The following is a 17,940-nucleotide window of genomic DNA, read 5'->3' as shown; positions in this document are numbered from 1 at the left end:
GAGGGTTTGTCATGAAATTAGCCATTGTTACGGCTTGCCCGAACGGCATGGTCACCAGTGTGCTGTGTGCGCGTCTGCTTGATGCGGCGGCGCAGCGTCAGGGCTGGAGCACCAGTGTTGAAGTGGTCGATGCCGCGCACCCGGAACGCGAATTGTCGGCAGCGACGATTGCGGCGGCCGAGTGGGTTTTGTTGGTCGCCACCGGCGAGGTGGACATGAGCCGCTTTGTCGGCAAACGGGTGTTCCAGATTGCCCCGGCGCAGGCGCTGCAGGATGTCGAAGCGGTGTTGCGTCGTGGTGCTGAGGAGGCTGAGGTCTACGTTGCCAGCGCGGCTGAACCGGTTGCTGATGCGCCGCGCGCACCACGCATTGTCGCCATCACCGCGTGCCCGACCGGTGTCGCCCACACCTTCATGGCCGCCGAAGCCTTGCAGCAAACTGCCAAGCGTCTGGGCTATGAACTGCAGGTCGAAACCCAAGGCTCGGTGGGCGCGAAAACCCCGCTGAGCACAGCGGCCATCGCCGAGGCAGACGTGGTGCTGCTGGCGGCGGATATCGAAGTCGCCACTGAGCGTTTTGCCGGCAAGAAAATCTATCGCTGCGGCACCGGGATTGCCTTGAAGCAGTCCGAGGCGACGCTGAAAAAAGCTTTGGCCGAAGGCGCAGTGGAAAGCGCTGCGAGCGACGGCAAAGCCCCGGCCAAGCAGGAGAAAACCGGCGTCTACAAACACCTGCTGACCGGCGTGTCGTTCATGCTGCCGATGGTCGTGGCCGGCGGTTTGATGATCGCGCTGTCATTCGTGTTCGGCATCACCGCGTTCAAGGAAGAGGGCACGCTGGCGGCGGCATTGATGCAGATCGGCGGCGAGACCGCGTTCAAATTGATGGTGCCGCTGCTGGCGGGTTACATCGCTTATTCGATCGCCGACCGTCCGGGCCTGGCGCCGGGGATGATTGGTGGCTTGCTCGCGAGCACGCTGGGCGCCGGGTTTATCGGCGGCATCGTCGCCGGTTTTATCGCCGGTTATGCGGCCAAGGCGATCAGTCGCTATGTCGCCTTGCCGCAAAGTCTGGAAGCGCTGAAACCGATTTTGATCATCCCGTTGTTCGCCAGTCTGTTTACCGGTCTGGTGATGATTTACATAGTTGGCAAACCCGTCGCCGGGATGCTGTTGGCGCTGACCAATTTTCTCGACAGCATGGGCACCACCAACGCGATCCTGCTCGGAGTGGTGCTTGGCGGCATGATGTGCGTCGACCTCGGCGGGCCGATCAACAAAGCCGCGTATGCATTCTCGGTGGGGCTGTTGGCGTCGCAGAGTTATGCACCGATGGCGGCGACGATGGCGGCGGGCATGGTGCCGCCGATTGGCCTGGGCATCGCTACGTTCATTGCGCGGCGCAAATTCGCCCAGACTGAGCGCGAAGCGGGGAAAGCGGCGCTGGTGCTGGGTCTGTGCTTTATCTCCGAAGGGGCGATTCCGTTTGCCGCGAAAGACCCGTTGCGGGTGATCCCGGCGAGCATTGCCGGTGGCGCGTTGACCGGTGCGTTGTCGATGTACTTCGGCTGCAAGCTGATGGCGCCGCACGGTGGCTTGTTTGTGCTGGCGATTCCGAATGCGATCAATCATGCGTTGCTGTATTTGCTGGCGATTGTCGCGGGGAGTTTGTTGACCGCTGTGGTCTACGCGACGGTCAAGCGGCCTGAAGCCGTAGAGCTGGCGCTAGAGCCGGCGAAGGCTTAACTGCCTCCACAAAGCCCCTGTGGGAGCGAGCTTGCTCGCGAAAGCGGTGTGTCAGCGAATAAGATTTCGACTGATAGCACGCATTCGCGAGCAAGCTCGCTCCCACATGGGTTGTGTGGTGTGTCTAGTGTCATTTCCGGGTCATGTGAGCGTGCTTAAGTTTTCCTTTTTTCAGGGAGAACACCATGAGCGATTTCAACCCCGGTCGCCGGCGTGTCATGCAAGTTGTCGGCGCCGGATTGCTGATGCCAAGCCTGGCGCCGGCGGTGATTGCCTCGGTCAAGGATCGGCCGCAACTGACCGATGGCGTGCAGTCCGGCGACCTGCAAGGCGACCGCGCGATGATCTGGAGCCGCAGCGATCGCCCCGCGCATATGGTGGTCGAGTGGGACACCCGCAGCCAGTTTCGCCATCCGCGTCGAGTGGTATCGACGCTGGCCGATGCGCGTACTGATTTCACCGCCCGGGTCGAACTCACCGGACTGCCCGCCGATCAGGCAATTTTCTATCGCGTGTATTTCAAGGACGCCCGCACCGGTGTCGCCAGCGAACCGTGGCTCGGCCATCTGCGCAGCGCACCGACGGCGCGGCGCAATATTCGTTTCGTCTGGAGCGGTGACACCGTCGGCCAAGGCTTCGGCATCAACCCGGACATCGGCGGCATGCGTATCTACGAAGCCATGCGTCTGCGCCTGCCGGACTTCTTTATCCACAGCGGCGACACCATCTACGCCGACGGCCCGGTGCCCGCGCAGCTCACCACCGAAGGCGGGCGCATCTGGCGCAACCTCACCACCGAAGCCAAGAGCAAAGTCGCGCAGACCCTCGACGACTATCGCGGCAACTACCGCTACAACCTGATGGACGAAAACATCCGTCGCTTCAACGCCGAAGTGCCGCAGATCTGGCAGTGGGACGACCATGAAGTGGTCAACAACTGGTCGCCGGGCAAACAGCTCGACGAGCGTTATCAGGAGAAAGATATCCACACCCTGGTCGGTCGCGCACGCAAGGCGTGGCTGGAATATTCACCGATGCGTTTGCAGGCTGCCGACGGAGGCGGGCGGATTTATCGCAAGATCAGTTACGGGCCGATGCTCGATGTCTTCGTGCTCGACATGCGCAGTTATCGCGGCGCCAATGACGACAACCTCGGCGCAGCGAAACCCTTTCTGGGGCGTGAGCAACTGGACTGGCTCAAGCGCGGCTTGAAGCATTCCAAAGCCCAGTGGAAGGTCATCGCCGCCGACATGCCGATCGGCCTTGGCGTGCCGGATGGCGAGGTCAGCCCGGGTGTCGCGCGTTGGGAAGCGGTGGCGAACGGTGATCCCGGACCGGCGCAGGGGCGCGAGCTGGAAGTTGCCGAACTGCTCGGCTATCTGCGCGCGCAACAGGTGCGCAATTTCGTCTTCCTGACGGCGGATGTGCATTACTGCGCGGCGCATCACTATCACCCGGATCGTGCGGCGTTTCAGGGTTTCGAACCGTTCTGGGAGTTTGTCGCCGGGCCGTTGAACGCCGGGAGTTTCGGGCCTAATCCGCTGGATAAAACCTTTGGCCCGGAGGTGGTGTTCGAGAAGGCGCCGCCGGTGCAGAACGCGTCGCCGTTTGCCGGGTTTCAGTTTTTTGGCGAGGTGAATATTGAGGGGCAGAGCGGGGAGATGAGTGTGGTGTTGCGGGATTTGAATGGGGTGGCGGTTTTCGAACAGAAGTTGCAGCCCGTCTAAAGATCAAAAACTACCCTCACCCCAGCCCTCTCCCGGAGGGAGAGGGAGCCGATCGAGGTGTCTGGAGAGGTACGTCGACCTGAAACATCGAGTCGATTATGAGATCAGTACAAAGCCTTTCTCGATTATGGATTCGGTAAAGCAGTCGCAGGTCGGCGTACTTCTCAAGCATCCCCCAATCAGTCCCCTCTCCCTCCGGGAGAGGGCTAGGGTGAGGGGCTCTTAATAGACATCACGCCGATAGCGGCCCTGCTCGATCAGACGTTCGACTTCAGCGCTGCCGAGAATGTCGTTGAGCGCCAGATCAACCCCCGAAGCCATCCCCTGCAAACTGCCACAGACATAGATGACGGCACCGTCCGCCAGCCATTTCTTCAACTCGCCCGCCGATTCACGCAAGCGATCCTGCACATAAACCTTCTCGGCCTGATCCCGCGAAAAAGCCAGATCCAGCCGCTCCAGATCACCATTGATCAACCACTCTTCAAGCTCCGCGCGGCAGAGGAAATCATGTTGACGATTGCGCTCGCCAAACAACAACCACTGGCGCTGTTGACCATCGGCAATCCGCGCTTTGAGCAAACTGCGCAGCCCGGCCAGCCCGGTGCCGTTGCCCAGCAGAATCATCGGCAGCGGTTCGTTGGGCAGATGGAAACCACTGTTGCGGCGCACCCGCAAACTGATGCTGCCGCCCACTGGCGCATGCTCGGTCAGCCAGCCGGAACCGATGCCGAGGGTGCCGTCGGCGTGCTGCTCCTGACGCACGATCAACTCCAGCACGCCGTCGGCGGCAATCGAGGCGATCGAGTATTCGCGCATGGCCAACGGCACCATCGCATCGACCAGTGATTGCGCATGCAAACCGACCAGATGCGCACGGTGTTCCGGCAACTGCCGCGACGCCAATGCCACTTCCAGCGGCTCATCAAGGCCGTTGATTTTTACCGTGGTCTCGCCGCGAATACCCAGGCCGTCGAGGAAGTGTTCAATGGCCCACGGGCAGTTACGTGGCAACACTTCGACCAGGTCGCCGGCCAGCCAACTGCTGGTATTCGGCGCACTCAAACCCAACAGGTAAACCGGCGCACCGCTGCTGTCCGGGTTCATCAGTTCACGGCGGGTCAGCGTCCAGTTGTCGTAGTTCGGCGCTTGCCAGGTATCGACCGGGGCCTGCCCGGTGAGCAGGCCGAGTTGGGTCTGCCAGTGACGCAAGGCATACGGATCAGCGCTGTCGACTTCCACCGGCGCGAACAGCGTCTTGCCGCCGTGCTCGGCCAACCACTGATGCAGCCGTTTGGCGAAACCGCAGAAGTGCTGATACTGACGATCACCGAGGCCGAGCACCGAGTAATTCAGACTGTCGAGGGTTGCCGCTTTGGACAGCACTTTGCGTTCAAACCCACGGGCGCTGTCCGGGGCTTCGCCGTCGCCGAAGGTGCTGACGACAAACAGTGCGTTGTTCGATTCACGCAAATCCTGCTCGCTGACATTCGCCAGTGGCTGCACCTTCACCGGCAACCCGGCAGCCTGCAATTGGCCGGCGGTCTGCCACGCCAGCTGCTCGGCAAAACCGCTCTGGCTGGCGAAGCCGATCAGCCATGCCGAGGCATCGCCGGCCGGTTGATCGAGACCTTTGCGCGCGTCCTTGATCTGCTTTTTCTTGCGCCGGCGGTCGAGGTACAACAGCCATCCGGTGATGAAGAACAGCGGCATGCACACCGCCGCGAGGGTAATGATGATCCGCCCGACCAGGCCGAAATAACTGCCGACGTGCAGCGCGTAAATGCTGGTCAGCAGTTGCGCCTTGAAGCTCTTGTCGGCGTAGCGGTCGACACGTTTGACCACGCCCGTGGCCGGGTCGAGGGTGATCTGGTTCAGCGCGCGATCATGCGGCGAGCTCTCGAGCAGGTAGAACACGGTCGCCGGTTGGCCAGCCACCGCCGGCATGCGGATGTTGTAGGCAGACAGACCCGGGCCGGCAGCGCTGTAAATGCTGCTCCACATCGCCGCGTAATCGGCGGTCGGTGCCGGGCCTTCTGGCGCCGGACCACGACCGCCGCGCACGCGCTCGTTTTGCGGTGCGTCGGAAAGCAGCCTGGTCAGGCCTTTGTTGTACCACTCGTAGGACCACGACAACCCGGTCAACGCCAGCAGCAGATACACCAGCAGGCACCAGGTGCCGGCCACCGAGTGCAGATCCCAATTGAAGGCGCGGCCCTTTTTCTTCCAGTCCAGCGTCAGCCACACGCGCCAGCTGTTCCACTGACGTGGCCAGCGCAGGTACAGACCGGAGAGGCAGAAAAACAGCAGGATCAGCGTGCAGGCGCCGGTGATGTTGCGGCCGGTATCGCCCATGGCGAGGAAGCGGTGCAGTTGCAGCATCAGGCCGAAGAAGTCCTGGCCGACGGCATCGCCCATGAATTCCCCGGTGTACGGATCGAAGTAGCGCATCTCGCCACGGCGTTCGCCTTTGGGCGGCGTGAAGTAGACGCGTGCCGCGTTGCCACTGTCGGTTTCGACCCAGAGCATCGCAACCTTTTTGCCGGACGTGGCTTCGATGCGCTCGACCAGTTCGACCGGCGGCAAGACACCGGCGACCTGTTTTTCCACTTGCAGGACGGACGGGTTCAGCGCCCGCAGGATTTCGTCCTGAAACGAATAGGCCGCACCGGTGATGCCCATCAGGGCCAGCACCAGGCCTGCGGTGATGCCAAAAAACCAGTGCAACTGGAACAGGGTTTTCTTCAACACGTCACTCGCCGTCCGTTCGAAAATTGTCTTCACGGCGTGCATTATGCCGTGGGTTATCGAGAAGCGTTCTTTATTACGCACAAAAGCCCCGTTCAATTGAATGAACGGGGCCAATCCTGTTGATCACATCACCTGTGGGAGCGAGCTTGCTCGCGAATGCAATCTGTCAGTGACATGAAGGCTGACTGACCCACCGCTTTCGCGAGCAAGCTCGCTCCCACAGGTTTCACAGGTTCCACCGTGTTTAGAAGTGGAAGTTGGTGCTCAACAGTGCCGTACGGCCCGCCGCCTGGTTGGCGAAGTGGGTCGAGAAGGCTTTGTCGTAATAGGTTTCGTTGGTCAGGTTCTGCACGTTGAGTTGCAGGTCGACGTTCTTGGTCAGCTTGTAAGCCGCCATCGCGTCGTAGCGAACATACGAGTCAACCATGGTGGTGTTGGCCACGCTGCCGTACACGTCGTCGACGTAGAACGCACCGCCACCGATCGTCAGCTTCGGCGTGACCTGGTAAGTGGTCCACAGGCTGGCGCTGTTTTTCGGCGTGTTAGGCAGTTGGTTACCGTCGGTGGCGCGGTTCAGCGGGCCGCCATCAACCTGCTCGCTGTCCATGAACGCGTAACCGGCGAACACTTGCCACTTGTCGGTGATCTTGCCGCTGGCCGACAGCTCGACACCTTGCACGCGGGTCTTGCCGGCGTTTTCGTACGAGGTGGTGTCGACTTGCACACGAGCGTTTTCTTTTTCGGTGCGGAAGACGTCAGCGGTCAGCGACAGACGATCGTTGAGCAGGTCCCACTTGGTGCCGATTTCGTAGTTCTTGGTGGTTTCCGGCTCCATGTCGCTGCTCAGCAGGTTGCCGCTGCGGTCCTTGGTGCCGCCCAGCGGGTTGCCGTCCATGCCTTCGCCGAGGGTGTTGCCCGGTGGTGTCGCCGAGGTGGCGTAGGACGCATAGATGCTGCCGTTTTCCGCGGGCTTGTAAACGATACCGAACTGGCCGGTGACGAACTCGCTGGTGTCATCGCCCTTGGCGGTGGTGGCGCCGGCGGCGGTGTAGGTTTTGTAGTCGGTGTCGAAGTGGTCGTAACGCAGACCCATGTTCACCAGCCACTGCTCGTTCAGCTCCAGGGTGTCGAACACATACAGCGCGTAAGTGTTGGCCTTGGTGTCGGTGCCGGCGTAGTTACGCGAGATCGCGCCGTTCCACGGATCGTTCGGGTTCGGGTTCGACAGCGAGGTGCAGTTGTAGCCGCTCGACGCGCCGATCATCGACGGTGTGCAGTTGGTGCTGGAGTTGCCCGGCGAACCTGGCGTGGTGTCGACGTTGACGTTGTACGAAGACTTCTGGCTTTCCTCACGGGTGTATTCAACGCCAGTGGAGAAGCTGTTCTTGAAACCGGCGACGTAGAAGTTGCCGAACAGGTCAGTCTGGTTGGTGGTGGTCTCGGTGTTGCTCACGCGAGTATTGGCACGACGCCAGACCGTGCCGTTGTTGACGTTGCCCTTGCTGTCGTCCGGCTGGGTGAGGATGTAATCCTGCATGCTGGTGCCGTGACGCAAGGTGTTCTTGATCGTCAGCGAGTCGCTCAGGTCATGCTCGATGGCGAAGGTCGCGGTGTCGGTGCGGCCCTTGCGGAAGTCGCGATCCAGGCCGTAGAAATTGCTGTGGTCACCGCCGGCGTAGGGCTTGTCCGGGTTGGACTTGGTGCGTGCAGCGGAGCCACCGGTCGGGATGGTGTAAGGGATGCCCGAATCCGGGGTGTCGTTGCTTTCGAGATGGTAGTAATCAAGGTTGACGCGGGTGTCGGTGCCCAGGCCAAACGCCAGGGACGGCGCGATACCCCAACGGTCGTAATCGACCTTGTCGCGACCGGCGACATTGCTCTCGTGGCTCATCAGGTTGAGACGGCCAGCGGCGGTGTCGCTGAACTGGTAGTTGCCGTCGAGGGTGTAGCGCTGGGTCTGGTCGGAGCCCCAAGTGAAACCACCGTCGAACGAGTTACCCAGGTGGGCTTTCTTGCTCACCAGGTTGATGCTGCCGCCCGCTGCGCCACGACCACCGATGGCGGAGTTCGGGCCCTTGCTGACTTCAATGTTTTCCACGGCGAAGATTTCGCGGCTCTGCGAACCGGTGTCGCGCACGCCGTCGAGGTAGGTGTCGCCCTGGGCGTCGAAACCGCGGATGAACGGACGGTCACCCTGTGGGTTGCCGCCTTCACCGGCGCCGAAGGTGATGCCCGGCACGGTGCGCAGTGCGTCCTGCATGTTCAGGGCGCCGGTGTCTTTGAGCACTTGTTGCGGAATCACGGTAACCGAGCGCGGCGTATCGACCAGCGGCGCGGTGTACTTGGGCGAGGAGGCTTTTTCGACCTGGTAGGACGTCGGGTCCTGTGCTTCACCGGTGATGGCGGTAGCGTCCAGTGCGATGGCATTGCCGGAGGCTTTGCTGTCGGTCTTTTCGGCAGCAAACACCATGTGGCCAGCGGAGCCGGCGGTAATCGCTACACCAATTGCAGAGGCGAGCAGACGTGGTGAACTGACCGGTAATTGTGCGTGTTGACGTGCCATTTTTATTCCCCTCCCCAAGGATTTGAGGCGGCGGAATATAGGGTAAACAGGTATTCGTATCAATTGCGAAACATTGTTATTCGCACTGAATTTACATTCTTTACAATTTAACCTTACGGTTTTTGCCAGTTCATTCGTCTCCCGGGTTTTACACGGCCAATAAGAATCAATACCATTGCCGCCTCTTTGCCATCAGGTGACATCGCCATGCTGCTGCATATCCCCGCACTGTTCGCGAAAGACGAGGTGCAGCGCATCCGCGAGGCTCTGGAACAGGCTGACTGGGCCGATGGCAAGATTACCGCTGGCTTTCAATCAGCCAAGGCCAAGCACAACCTGCAACTGCCCGAAGGCCATCCGCTGGCCAAGGAAATCGGTGCGGCGATGCTTGAACGGCTGTGGAAAAATCCATTGTTCATGTCCGCCGCACTGCCGCACAAAGTCTTCCCGCCATTAGTCAACTGTTACACGGCCGGTGGCAGCTTCGATTTCCACATCGACAACGCCGTGCGCCAACCCAAGGGCAGTATCGAGCGGGTGCGCACCGACCTGTCGGCGACGCTGTTCTTCAGCGAGCCCGGGGATTACGACGGCGGCGAGCTGGAAATTCAGGATACCTATGGCACGCAGCGGGTGAAGTTGCCGGCCGGCGACATGGTCTTGTACCCCGGCACCAGCCTGCACAAGGTCAACGCGGTCACGCGGGGTGCGCGTTATGCGTCGTTCTTCTGGACGCAAAGCCTGGTGCGCGAAGACGGCCAGCGCGCGTTGCTGTTCGAGATGGACGGCGCGATTCAGCAACTGACCCAGGACATGCCCGATCACCCCTCACTGATTCGCCTGACCGGCACGTATCACAACTTGCTGCGGCGCTGGGTCGAGGTATGAGTTTTCAAATACGTCGCGAGGAAATCCTCAGCGGCGAACAACTCAGCGCCATGCTCGCCGAAAGCCCGGCCCGTGCCGCGCAGGCGATTTTGCTGGCGGCGGGTGAGGGCGAAGACGAAGCGCAGGCGTTGCTTGGGCAGATTCTTCTCGACGGCCAAGGGATCGCGCAGGATCAAGCGCTGGCACTGCGTTGGTTCGGTATTGCCGCCGGGCAAGGTCATCTGATGGCGCGCAACATGCTCGGGCGTTGTCATGAGCATGGTTGGGGCGTGGCGGCGGATGCATCGGTTGCGGCGCAGCATTATCGGATCGCAGCGGATGCCGGGCTGGATTGGGCGATGTACAACCTCGCCAATCTGCTCGCGACCGGGCGGGGAGTGGCGGTGGATCATCTGCAGGCGTTGGCGCTGTATCGGCGCGCGGCTGAATTGGGCCATGCGAAGTCGATGAATCTACTGGGGCGGTATCTGGAAGACGGGCAGGAGTGCCCGGCGGATCCGGTTGCGGCGCGCGATTGGTATCGGCGTTCGGCCGAGGGTGGGGATTTTCGTGGGCAGTTCAGTTTTGCCGCGGTGTTGGCGGGGGAAGGGCAGATTGATGAGGCTGTGGTTTGGCTTGAAAAGGCGCTTGTTGGCGGTAATTTGAATTTTCTGCGGGTGGCGAGTCAGGCGTTGGCGAGTGCGACGGATCCGAGAATTCAGGCGTTGGCAGGGCGGTATGCGCTTCGGTGCCAAGAGCCCTCACCCTAACCCTCTCCCAGAGGGAGAGGGGACTGACCGAGTTGGATGTTCCAGATACACCGACCTGAGATATCCGGTCGAACTCGGTTTTTGAAAGCCCCCCGATCTGCTCCCTTTCCCCCTCGCCCCCTTGGGGGAGAGGGCTGGGGTGAGGGGGATCGATATCGGCCCCACCACAGAAACCACGCCGAACACACAGACACAAAAAAGCCCACGACACGTCGTGGGCTTTTCGCATTACCGGTTCAGCCTTAAACGTAATACGACTTCAACGGCGGAAAGCCATTGAACTCAACCGCGCTGTAGCTGGTGGTGTACGCACCGGTCGACAACCAGTACAAGCGATCACCAATCGCCAGGTTCAGCGGCAGACCGTACTTGTAGTTCTCGTACATGATGTCGGCGCTGTCGCAGGTCGGGCCGGCGATCACGACTTCTTCCATCTCGCCTTTCTTCTCGGTCCAGATCGGGAACTTGATCGCTTCGTCCATGGTTTCGATCAGGCCGGAGAACTTGCCCACATCGGTATACACCCAACGTTCAACGGCAGTGCGCGACTTGCGTGCAACCAACACCACTTCGCTGACCAGAATACCGGCGTTGGCAATCAACGAACGGCCCGGCTCAAGAATGATTTCCGGCAGGTCATCACCGAAGTCTTCTTTGAGGAAGCGGATGATTTCTTCGGCGTAGGTTTCCAGGCTGTTGGTGCGGGTAATGTAGTTGGCCGGGAAGCCACCGCCCATGTTGATCAGCTTCAGGTGGATGCCGTCTTCTTCTTTCAGACGTTCGAAGATCACTTTGACCTTGGCGATCGCTGCGTCCCAGACGCTGATGTCGCGTTGCTGCGAGCCAACGTGGAACGAAATGCCGTAAGGCACCAGGCCGAGGTCGCGGGCGAGGATCAGCAGGTCCATGGCCATGTCGGTCTGGCAGCCGAATTTGCGCGACAGAGGCCAGTCAGCCGTGGTCGAGCCTTCGGTGAGGATGCGCACATAGACTTTCGAACCCGGTGCAGCCTTGGCGATGTTGCGCAGGTCGGCTTCGGAGTCGGTGGAGAACAGACGCACGCCCTTCTCGTAGAAGTAGCGGATGTCCTTGGATTTCTTGATGGTGTTGCCGTAGCTGATGCGGTCGGCGCTGACGCCGCGATCCATCACTTTATCCAGCTCGTAGATCGAGGCGATGTCGAAACTCGAACCTTTCTCTTTGAGCAGGTCGATGATCTCGACGGCCGGGTTGGCCTTGACCGCGTAGTAGACCTTGGCGAATTCGAAACCGGCGCGCAGGTCATCGTAGGCCTGGCTGATCATCGCGGTGTCGATCACCACGAACGGGGTTTCCTGTTTGTCGGCGAACGCCTTCATTTTGTCAAAAGTGGCGCGCGCGAAATAGTCTTCGACATTGATCGACATGCTGGGAACTCCTACTGGCAAACTGAAATTAACAATGGGTGCAAATGAACGTCCTCCGTATCCCCACTTTGGTTCGCCTACTTCCCAAGGCATGTCGCCGAAAGCAAAAAGGCCATGGGCGGATTTGCCCTTGGCCTTGCTGTCTCGTCGTCAGTACTTGAGCCGGATGGATCGTTTCCAGCATGGACGTTCGGCGCGAACTTTAGGGCGTGAGGGGCGTGAGATCAACTAAAAATGTCGCGTTTTTGCACGCTTCTGACGTGCGTCGCGTTCATCACTCTTTGTAGCCGACCGAGATGACGGGCAGATGTTCCCCGGGGATTTTTAAGTGTTAAAAATACATGCACGTTCGCGGATTATGTCGGCGAAGTCGTGGGTAAGTGTGATGGCTGCAACATCGGCGACGTTGGCGGCGAGAGGTGGGGGTGAGGGGGATTTTGGCAGTTTCGCGGTCTGTCTCATACATGCTGTCCGATCCGCAGGTGTTGAGATTCTTTTCCGCTAGGCGAATGAAGAAAAAATCACGCAGATCCTGTGGGAGCGAGCCTGCTCGCGAAGGCATTTTCACAGCCAACATCATTGTTGACTGATATTGCGCTTTCGCGAGCAGGCTCGCTCCCACAGGTTTCGTGTTTTATGCGACTACGGCCTCAGCTGGCGAGACGATGCTGGTCTTGCCGCCGCGAGATTTGCCGGAGCTCAGATACTCGGCAATCGACTCCTGCGTCACTTCCCCGAGGAACACCCGCTCGGCATCCATCACCGGCAACCACGCCCGATTGAACTCGTACATGCGCGACAGCAGGATGCGCAAATGTTCGTCGTACGCCGCCGTGGCGTTGAACTCACGCAGGAACTGCGCGCAAGTACCGGTCTGGCGATGCAGATCACGACGACGCACATAACCCAACGCCTTGTTCTCGGCACAGGTGACCACGACATAGCGACGGTCATGCTCGTCCATCAACTCCAGCGCATCGGCCACCGGGGTTTCCGGGCTCACCGACGGCGCGTTGTCCGCCGCATCTTCCGCTTTCACTAGCAGCAGGCGTTTGAGCGTGCTGTCCTGGCCCACAAAGCTGCTGACAAAATCGTCTGCCGGATGCGCGAGCAGCGTGTCCGGATGATCGATCTGCAGCAGTTTGCCGGCGCGGAAGATTGCGATCTTGTCGCCGAGTTTGATCGCTTCGTCGATGTCGTGGCTGACCATGATCACGGTCTTGTTCAGCGCGCGCTGCATTTCGAAGAACTCGTTCTGGATCATCTCGCGGTTGATCGGATCGACCGCGCCGAATGGTTCGTCCATCAACAGCAGTGGCGCATCCGCTGCCAGTGCACGGATCACGCCGATGCGCTGTTGCTGACCACCGGACAACTCACGCGGATAACGATGCAGATACTGCTTGGGCTCAAGCTTGATCATGCTCATCAACTCGCGGGCGCGGTCGTGGCATTTCTGTTTGTCCCAGCCGAGCAGTTTCGGCACGACGACGATGTTCTCTTCGATGGTCATGTTCGGGAACAGGCCAATCTGCTGGATCACGTAGCCGATGTTGCGGCGCAGGGTCACTTCGTCGAGATCAGTGGTGTCTTCACCGTTGATGAGGATCTTGCCCGAGGTCGGTTTGATCAGGCGATTGATCATCTTCAGCGTGGTGCTTTTGCCGCAACCCGATGGCCCGAGGAATACACAGATTTCGCCTTCGTTGACGGTCAGGCTCACCGAATCCACGGCTTTGACATCTTTGCCGTTGCTTTGGAAAGTTTTGCTGAGGTTTTGAAGTTCGATCATTTGAGTAATCCTTTTGGAGTCAAAGAGCGTTGCAGCCACTGCAAAAACAGGTCGGCGAAGATCGCCAGAAGACTGACCAGCAGCGCGCCGACGATCAGCATCGACATGTCACTGCGGCTGATGGAGGCGAGGATCAACACACCGAGGCCGCCGGCGCCGATGGTCGCGGCGATGGTCATCACGCCGATGTTCATCACCACGGCGGTGCGCACGCCGGCGAGGATCACCGGCACGGCAATCGGCAATTCGACCATGCGCAGGCGCTGGCTGAAGGTCATGCCGATACCGCGCGCGGCTTCACGGATACCCGGTTCCACGCCGGTGAGGGCGAGGTAGGTGTTGCGCATGATCGGCAGCAGTGAATAAAGGAACACGGCGGTGATCGCCGGCATCGGGCCGAGGCCCTGGCCGAACTTGGAGTAGAACGGCAGCAGCAGACCGAACAGGGCAATCGACGGCACGGTCAGCAGCACCGTGGCGCTGGCTTGCAAGGGGCCGGCGAGGGTTGGAAACCGCGTCATCAGAATGCCCAGCGGCACGCCAACGACAATCGCCAGGGTCACGGCGATGCCGACGAGGGTGATGTGCTGCCAGGTCAGGTGCATCACCTGCTGCCAGTCGAGGTGGGAAAAGGCGTTCAGAAATTCCATGACTTTTCCTCCTTAGTTGAGTGGGTGCTGGCGCAGGAAATCGGCGGCCACTTTCGATGGGCTTTCGTGATCGACGTCGACCCGCGCGTTGAGCTGGCGCATGGTTTCGTCATCGAACAGTTCGGCCAGTGGCTTGAGCTGTTCGGCCAGTTGCGGGTGCTTATCGAGATAAGCCTGACGCACCACCGGTGCGGCGGTGTAGTCGGGGAAGTAATGCTTGTCGTCTTCCAGCAACTTCAGACCGAACGCGTTGAGGCGACCGTCGGTGGTGTAGACCAGACCGGCGAACACCTGGCCGTTGCGCAGCGCTGTGTAAACCAGCCCGGCATCCATCTGGCGGATGTTCTTGCGGGTCAGGTTCATGCCGTAGAGATCGACCATGCCGATCAGACCGTCGGAGCGGTTGGCAAACTCCGTATCCAGCGCCACCAGATGATTGGTCTTGGCCTCGGCGCGCAGCACTTCGTTCAACTGGCTGATGTTGTTGATCTGCGGATATTCCTCGGCAACCTTTTTAGGGAGGGCGAGGGCGTAGGTGTTGCTGAATTTCGACGGCGTCAGCCAGATCAGGCCTTTTTTCGCGTCGAGTTCTTTCACCCGGGCGTAGGACTGGGCGCTGTCGAGTTTTTCAGTGACATGGTTGTAGGCCACCAGCGACACGCCGGTGTATTCCCAGAGCATGTCCAGTTGTCCGCTTTCGTGGGCGCTACGGGCGAGGTTGCTGCCCAGACCACCGGTGATCTGTGCGTCGTAGCCTTTGCTGCGCAGGTACTGCGCGGTGATTTCTGCAAGCAGGGTCTGCTCGGTGAAGACCCGGGCGCCGAGGCGGATGACCGGTTTTTCGGCGGCTTGCGCGATGCCGGCGAACAGCAGGGCGCTGCTCAGCATAAGGCTTAGAATCAAGCTCAATCGTTTCATAGGTATTCCTTCACAAAGCCTTAAGACGGGCGCAAACCGCGTTCCAGCCAGAGACGGCTGGCGAGGGTGACCACGCCATCGAGCAGCAAGGCCAGCAGCGCAGTGCACGCGGCGCCGAGCAGCAGTTGCGGCTGATTGTTCAGGGCGATGCCAGGGAAGATCAGGCTGCCGAGGCTGTTGGCGCCGATCAGGAAGGCCAGCGGCGCGGTGCCGACGTTGATCGCCAAAGCTACGCGCACACCGCCGACAATGATCGGCACGGCGTTGGGCAATTCGACTTTCCACAGCACTTGGCGCGGGGTCATGCCGATGCCGACGGCCGCCTCTTTCAGCGAGCCCTGCACGTTTTTCAGGCCTTCGTAGGTGTTGCGCACAATCGGCAACAGGGAGGCGAGGAACAAAGCGAAGATTGCCGGGCCACTGCCGATGCCGAGGACGCCCAAGGCAATCGCGAGCACGGCCAGCGGCGGCACGGTGTTACCGATATTGAAAATCTGCATGAAGCGTTCAGCACGGCCGACCATGGTCGGGCGACTGAGGAAGATGCCGGCGGGGATGCCCACGACAAGGGCGGCCAGCATTGAAGCGAGGACGAGAATCAGATGAGCTTGCAGGTAAAACAACAAATCGTCGCGGTAGTGTTCGATCGTGTTGATGCCGATCCAGTGGACCAGCAGGGCCAGGAGCGCGATCACCACCGCACCTCCCATCAGCCCTTTGCCATAGCGGATAGCCACAGGCGGACTCCTTTTTTTGTAGTCGGCGAACGCCCTCCCGTGTGGCATGCCATACATGGCTGCCGGGAATAAACGTTCGCGAGAAGCAGCTCCCTCAGCACCGGCAAAAAGCGGTCTGAAAGCGAGCCATGAGCGCAGCCTCGTCAGGCTAACTTGCTGATTTTTCAGCCCCTGACGAAAATTCGTAACAGGGGATGGACGTCTCCGTGCTTTAAAAGGTTCCCATCTGCGGCAGCATTTGGCCACCCTTAATGTGCTCAACGGTTCGGTTATTGCAGCGAGTTGGGCTATAATCGCGGCCCTTTTTTGAATCACCGCCAGGCGATTTCCCATGACCAACCAGGCCGCCGAAGTCGCGAAACGCCGCACTTTCGCCATTATTTCTCACCCCGATGCCGGTAAAACCACGATCACCGAAAAGCTCCTGTTGATGGGCAAGGCGATTGCAGTGGCCGGTACGGTGAAATCCCGTAAATCCGATCGCCATGCGACATCCGACTGGATGGAGATGGAGAAACAACGGGGTATTTCCATTACCACGTCGGTCATGCAGTTCCCCTATCGCGAACACATGATCAACCTGCTCGACACCCCGGGCCACGAAGACTTCTCCGAAGATACCTACCGCACCCTGACGGCGGTGGACTCGGCATTGATGGTTCTCGACGGCGGTAAAGGTGTCGAGCCACGGACCATTGCGCTGATGGACGTCTGCCGTCTGCGTGACACGCCGATCGTCAGTTTCATCAACAAACTTGACCGTGACATCCGCGACCCGATCGAACTGCTCGACGAAATCGAAGCCGTCCTGAAGATCAAAGCCGCGCCGATCACCTGGCCGATCGGTTGCTACCGCGACTTCAAGGGCGTGTACCACCTGGCTGACGACTACATCATTGTCTACACCGCCGGTCACGGTCACGAACGCACCGAAACCAAGATCATCGAGAAGCTCGACTCCGACGAGGCGCGCGCGCATCTGGGCGACGAGTACGAGCGTTTCATCGAGCAGCTGGAGCTGGTGCAGGGCGCCTGCCACGAATTCAACCAGCAGGAATTCCTCGACGGTCAGCTGACCCCGGTGTTCTTCGGTACGGCACTGGGTAACTTCGGTGTCGACCACGTGCTCGACGCTGTCGTTGATTGGGCACCACGTCCGCTGGCCCGTGTGGCCAACGAGCGCACCGTTGAGCCGGTGGAAGAGAAGTTCTCGGGCTTCATCTTCAAGATCCAGGCGAACATGGACCCGAAGCACCGCGACCGTATCGCCTTCATGCGTATCTGCTCGGGCAAGTACGAGAAAGGTATGAAGATGCGCCACGTGCGCACCGGTAAGGACGTGCGCATCGGCGACGCCCTGACGTTCTTCTCCTCCGAACGTGAGCAACTGGAAGAAGCGTTTGCCGGCGACATCATCGGTCTGCACAACCACGGCACCATCCAGATCGGCGACACCTTCAGTGAAGGTGAAACCCTGGGCTTTACCGGTATCCCGCACTTCGCCCCGGAGCTGTTCCGTCGTGTGCGTCTGCGTGATCCGCTGAAGTCCAAGCAATTGCGTCAGGGGCTGCAGCAGTTGGCCGAAGAGGGTGCAACGCAGGTGTTCTTTCCGGAGCGCAGCAACGACATCATTCTCGGCGCCGTCGGTGTGCTGCAGTTCGATGTGGTCGCCAGCCGTTTGAAAGAGGAATACAAGGTTGAGTGCTCGTATGAGCCGATTACTGTGTATTCCGCGCGCTGGATTGAATGCGGCGACAAGAAGAAGCTTGAGGAATTCTCTAACAAGGCTGTGGAGAACCTGGCGGTCGATGGCGGTGGTCACCTGACTTACCTTGCGCCGACGCGGGTCAACCTGGCGTTGATGGAAGAGCGTTGGCCGGATGTGAAATTCCGTGCGACGCGTGAGCATCATTAAGTTCTGAACTGGTTTGTCCGAAGCCCTCGATGTGAAAGCATCGGGGGCTTTTTGCTTTGGTCTTGGCGGCCTGTGAGCCGACCAGGTTCTTGGGTTTTG

Annotated in this window: 12 protein-coding genes; 5 read left to right on the top strand and 7 right to left on the bottom strand. The window is 60.0% G+C overall.

What is annotated here, in order from left to right; all coding sequences use genetic code 11:
* Positions 1–11 precede the first annotated feature (11 nt).
* Positions 12–1,745 carry a PTS fructose-like transporter subunit IIB gene (locus tag A8O26_RS19640; RefSeq protein ID WP_064119448.1) on the top strand — a complete coding sequence of 578 codons (1,734 nt, stop codon included), beginning with the start codon at positions 12–14 and terminating at the stop codon, positions 1,743–1,745.
* Positions 1,746–1,930: 185 nt separating this feature from the next.
* Positions 1,931–3,472 (top strand): alkaline phosphatase D family protein, encoded by a 1,542-nt coding sequence (locus A8O26_RS19635; protein WP_064119447.1) that lies wholly within the window; start codon positions 1,931–1,933, stop codon positions 3,470–3,472.
* Positions 3,473–3,694: 222 nt separating this feature from the next.
* On the opposite strand, the gene A8O26_RS19630 is transcribed toward A8O26_RS19635, so the two are convergent.
* Positions 3,695–6,223: a PepSY domain-containing protein gene (locus tag A8O26_RS19630; protein WP_064119527.1), complete on the bottom strand. Its 2,529-nt coding sequence runs from the start codon at positions 6,221–6,223 to the stop codon at positions 3,695–3,697.
* Between the two features lie 244 nt (positions 6,224–6,467).
* Positions 6,468–8,786 (bottom strand): TonB-dependent receptor, encoded by a 2,319-nt coding sequence (locus A8O26_RS19625; protein WP_064119446.1) that lies wholly within the window; start codon positions 8,784–8,786, stop codon positions 6,468–6,470.
* 207 nt (positions 8,787–8,993) lie between these two features.
* On the opposite strand from A8O26_RS19625, the gene A8O26_RS19620 reads away from it, so the two are divergent.
* Both A8O26_RS19620 and A8O26_RS19615 read left to right on the top strand, forming a co-directional pair.
* On the top strand, positions 8,994–9,674 hold the full coding sequence (locus A8O26_RS19620; RefSeq protein ID WP_064119445.1) for a Fe2+-dependent dioxygenase: 681 nt from the start codon (positions 8,994–8,996) through the stop codon (positions 9,672–9,674).
* Positions 9,671–10,423 carry a tetratricopeptide repeat protein gene (locus A8O26_RS19615; protein ID WP_064119444.1) on the top strand — a complete coding sequence of 251 codons (753 nt, stop codon included), beginning with the start codon at positions 9,671–9,673 and terminating at the stop codon, positions 10,421–10,423. Before A8O26_RS19620 ends, A8O26_RS19615 begins: the two co-directional genes overlap by 4 nt.
* Before the next feature lie 242 nt (positions 10,424–10,665).
* Here A8O26_RS19615 and A8O26_RS19610 read toward each other — a convergent pair whose 3' ends face one another.
* The 5 genes from A8O26_RS19610 to A8O26_RS19590 all read right to left on the bottom strand — a co-directional run bounded on the left by A8O26_RS19610 (position 10,666) and on the right by A8O26_RS19590 (position 15,899).
* Positions 10,666–11,829 carry a type III PLP-dependent enzyme gene (locus A8O26_RS19610; RefSeq protein ID WP_053117055.1) on the bottom strand — a complete coding sequence of 388 codons (1,164 nt, stop codon included), beginning with the start codon at positions 11,827–11,829 and terminating at the stop codon, positions 10,666–10,668.
* Between the two features lie 634 nt (positions 11,830–12,463).
* Positions 12,464–13,621, bottom strand: a complete 1,158-nt coding sequence (locus A8O26_RS19605; RefSeq protein ID WP_064119443.1) for an osmoprotectant ABC transporter ATP-binding protein OsmV — start codon at positions 13,619–13,621, stop codon at positions 12,464–12,466.
* Complete coding sequence (locus A8O26_RS19600) at positions 13,618–14,271, bottom strand: ABC transporter permease (RefSeq protein WP_064119442.1); 654 nt, start codon at positions 14,269–14,271, stop codon at positions 13,618–13,620. Before A8O26_RS19600 ends, A8O26_RS19605 begins: the two co-directional genes overlap by 4 nt.
* 12 nt (positions 14,272–14,283) lie before the next feature.
* Positions 14,284–15,189: a glycine betaine ABC transporter substrate-binding protein gene (locus tag A8O26_RS19595; RefSeq protein WP_064119441.1), complete on the bottom strand. Its 906-nt coding sequence runs from the start codon at positions 15,187–15,189 to the stop codon at positions 14,284–14,286.
* Positions 15,190–15,209: 20 nt separating this feature from the next.
* Entirely contained in the window at positions 15,210–15,899 is a 690-nt protein-coding gene (locus A8O26_RS19590; RefSeq protein WP_169844036.1) for an ABC transporter permease, read from the bottom strand.
* Positions 15,900–16,257: 358 nt separating this feature from the next.
* Between A8O26_RS19590 and A8O26_RS19585 the strand changes: the two genes are divergently transcribed.
* On the top strand, positions 16,258–17,841 hold the full coding sequence (locus A8O26_RS19585) for a peptide chain release factor 3 (protein ID WP_064119440.1): 1,584 nt from the start codon (positions 16,258–16,260) through the stop codon (positions 17,839–17,841).
* Positions 17,842–17,940: the final 99 nt, after the last annotated feature.

The sequence above is a fragment of the Pseudomonas fluorescens genome (genome assembly GCF_001648775.1).
In the GTDB taxonomy this organism is placed as follows: Bacteria; Pseudomonadota; Gammaproteobacteria; order Pseudomonadales; family Pseudomonadaceae; genus Aquipseudomonas; species Aquipseudomonas fluorescens_M.
The sequence above is the reverse complement of the archived record's forward strand: the minus strand, read 5'-3'. Positions and strand labels throughout refer to the sequence as shown.

Excerpts from the sequence above, each read along its gene's own strand:
- A8O26_RS19610 (WP_053117055.1), bottom strand. The coding sequence starts at position 11,829 with ATGTCGATCAATGTCGAAGACTATTTCGCGCGCGCCACTTTTGACAAA.
- A8O26_RS19605 (WP_064119443.1), bottom strand. The coding sequence starts at position 13,621 with ATGATCGAACTTCAAAACCTCAGCAAAACTTTCCAAAGCAACGGCAAA.
- A8O26_RS19590 (WP_169844036.1), bottom strand. The coding sequence starts at position 15,899 with ATGGGAGGTGCGGTGGTGATCGCGCTCCTGGCCCTGCTGGTCCACTGG.
- A8O26_RS19600 (WP_064119442.1), bottom strand. The coding sequence starts at position 14,271 with ATGGAATTTCTGAACGCCTTTTCCCACCTCGACTGGCAGCAGGTGATG.
- A8O26_RS19640 (WP_064119448.1), top strand. The coding sequence starts at position 12 with ATGAAATTAGCCATTGTTACGGCTTGCCCGAACGGCATGGTCACCAGT.
- A8O26_RS19620 (WP_064119445.1), top strand. The coding sequence starts at position 8,994 with ATGCTGCTGCATATCCCCGCACTGTTCGCGAAAGACGAGGTGCAGCGC.
- A8O26_RS19615 (WP_064119444.1), top strand. The coding sequence starts at position 9,671 with ATGAGTTTTCAAATACGTCGCGAGGAAATCCTCAGCGGCGAACAACTC.
- A8O26_RS19635 (WP_064119447.1), top strand. The coding sequence starts at position 1,931 with ATGAGCGATTTCAACCCCGGTCGCCGGCGTGTCATGCAAGTTGTCGGC.
- A8O26_RS19595 (WP_064119441.1), bottom strand. The coding sequence starts at position 15,189 with ATGAAACGATTGAGCTTGATTCTAAGCCTTATGCTGAGCAGCGCCCTG.
- A8O26_RS19625 (WP_064119446.1), bottom strand. The coding sequence starts at position 8,786 with ATGGCACGTCAACACGCACAATTACCGGTCAGTTCACCACGTCTGCTC.
- A8O26_RS19585 (WP_064119440.1), top strand. The coding sequence starts at position 16,258 with ATGACCAACCAGGCCGCCGAAGTCGCGAAACGCCGCACTTTCGCCATT.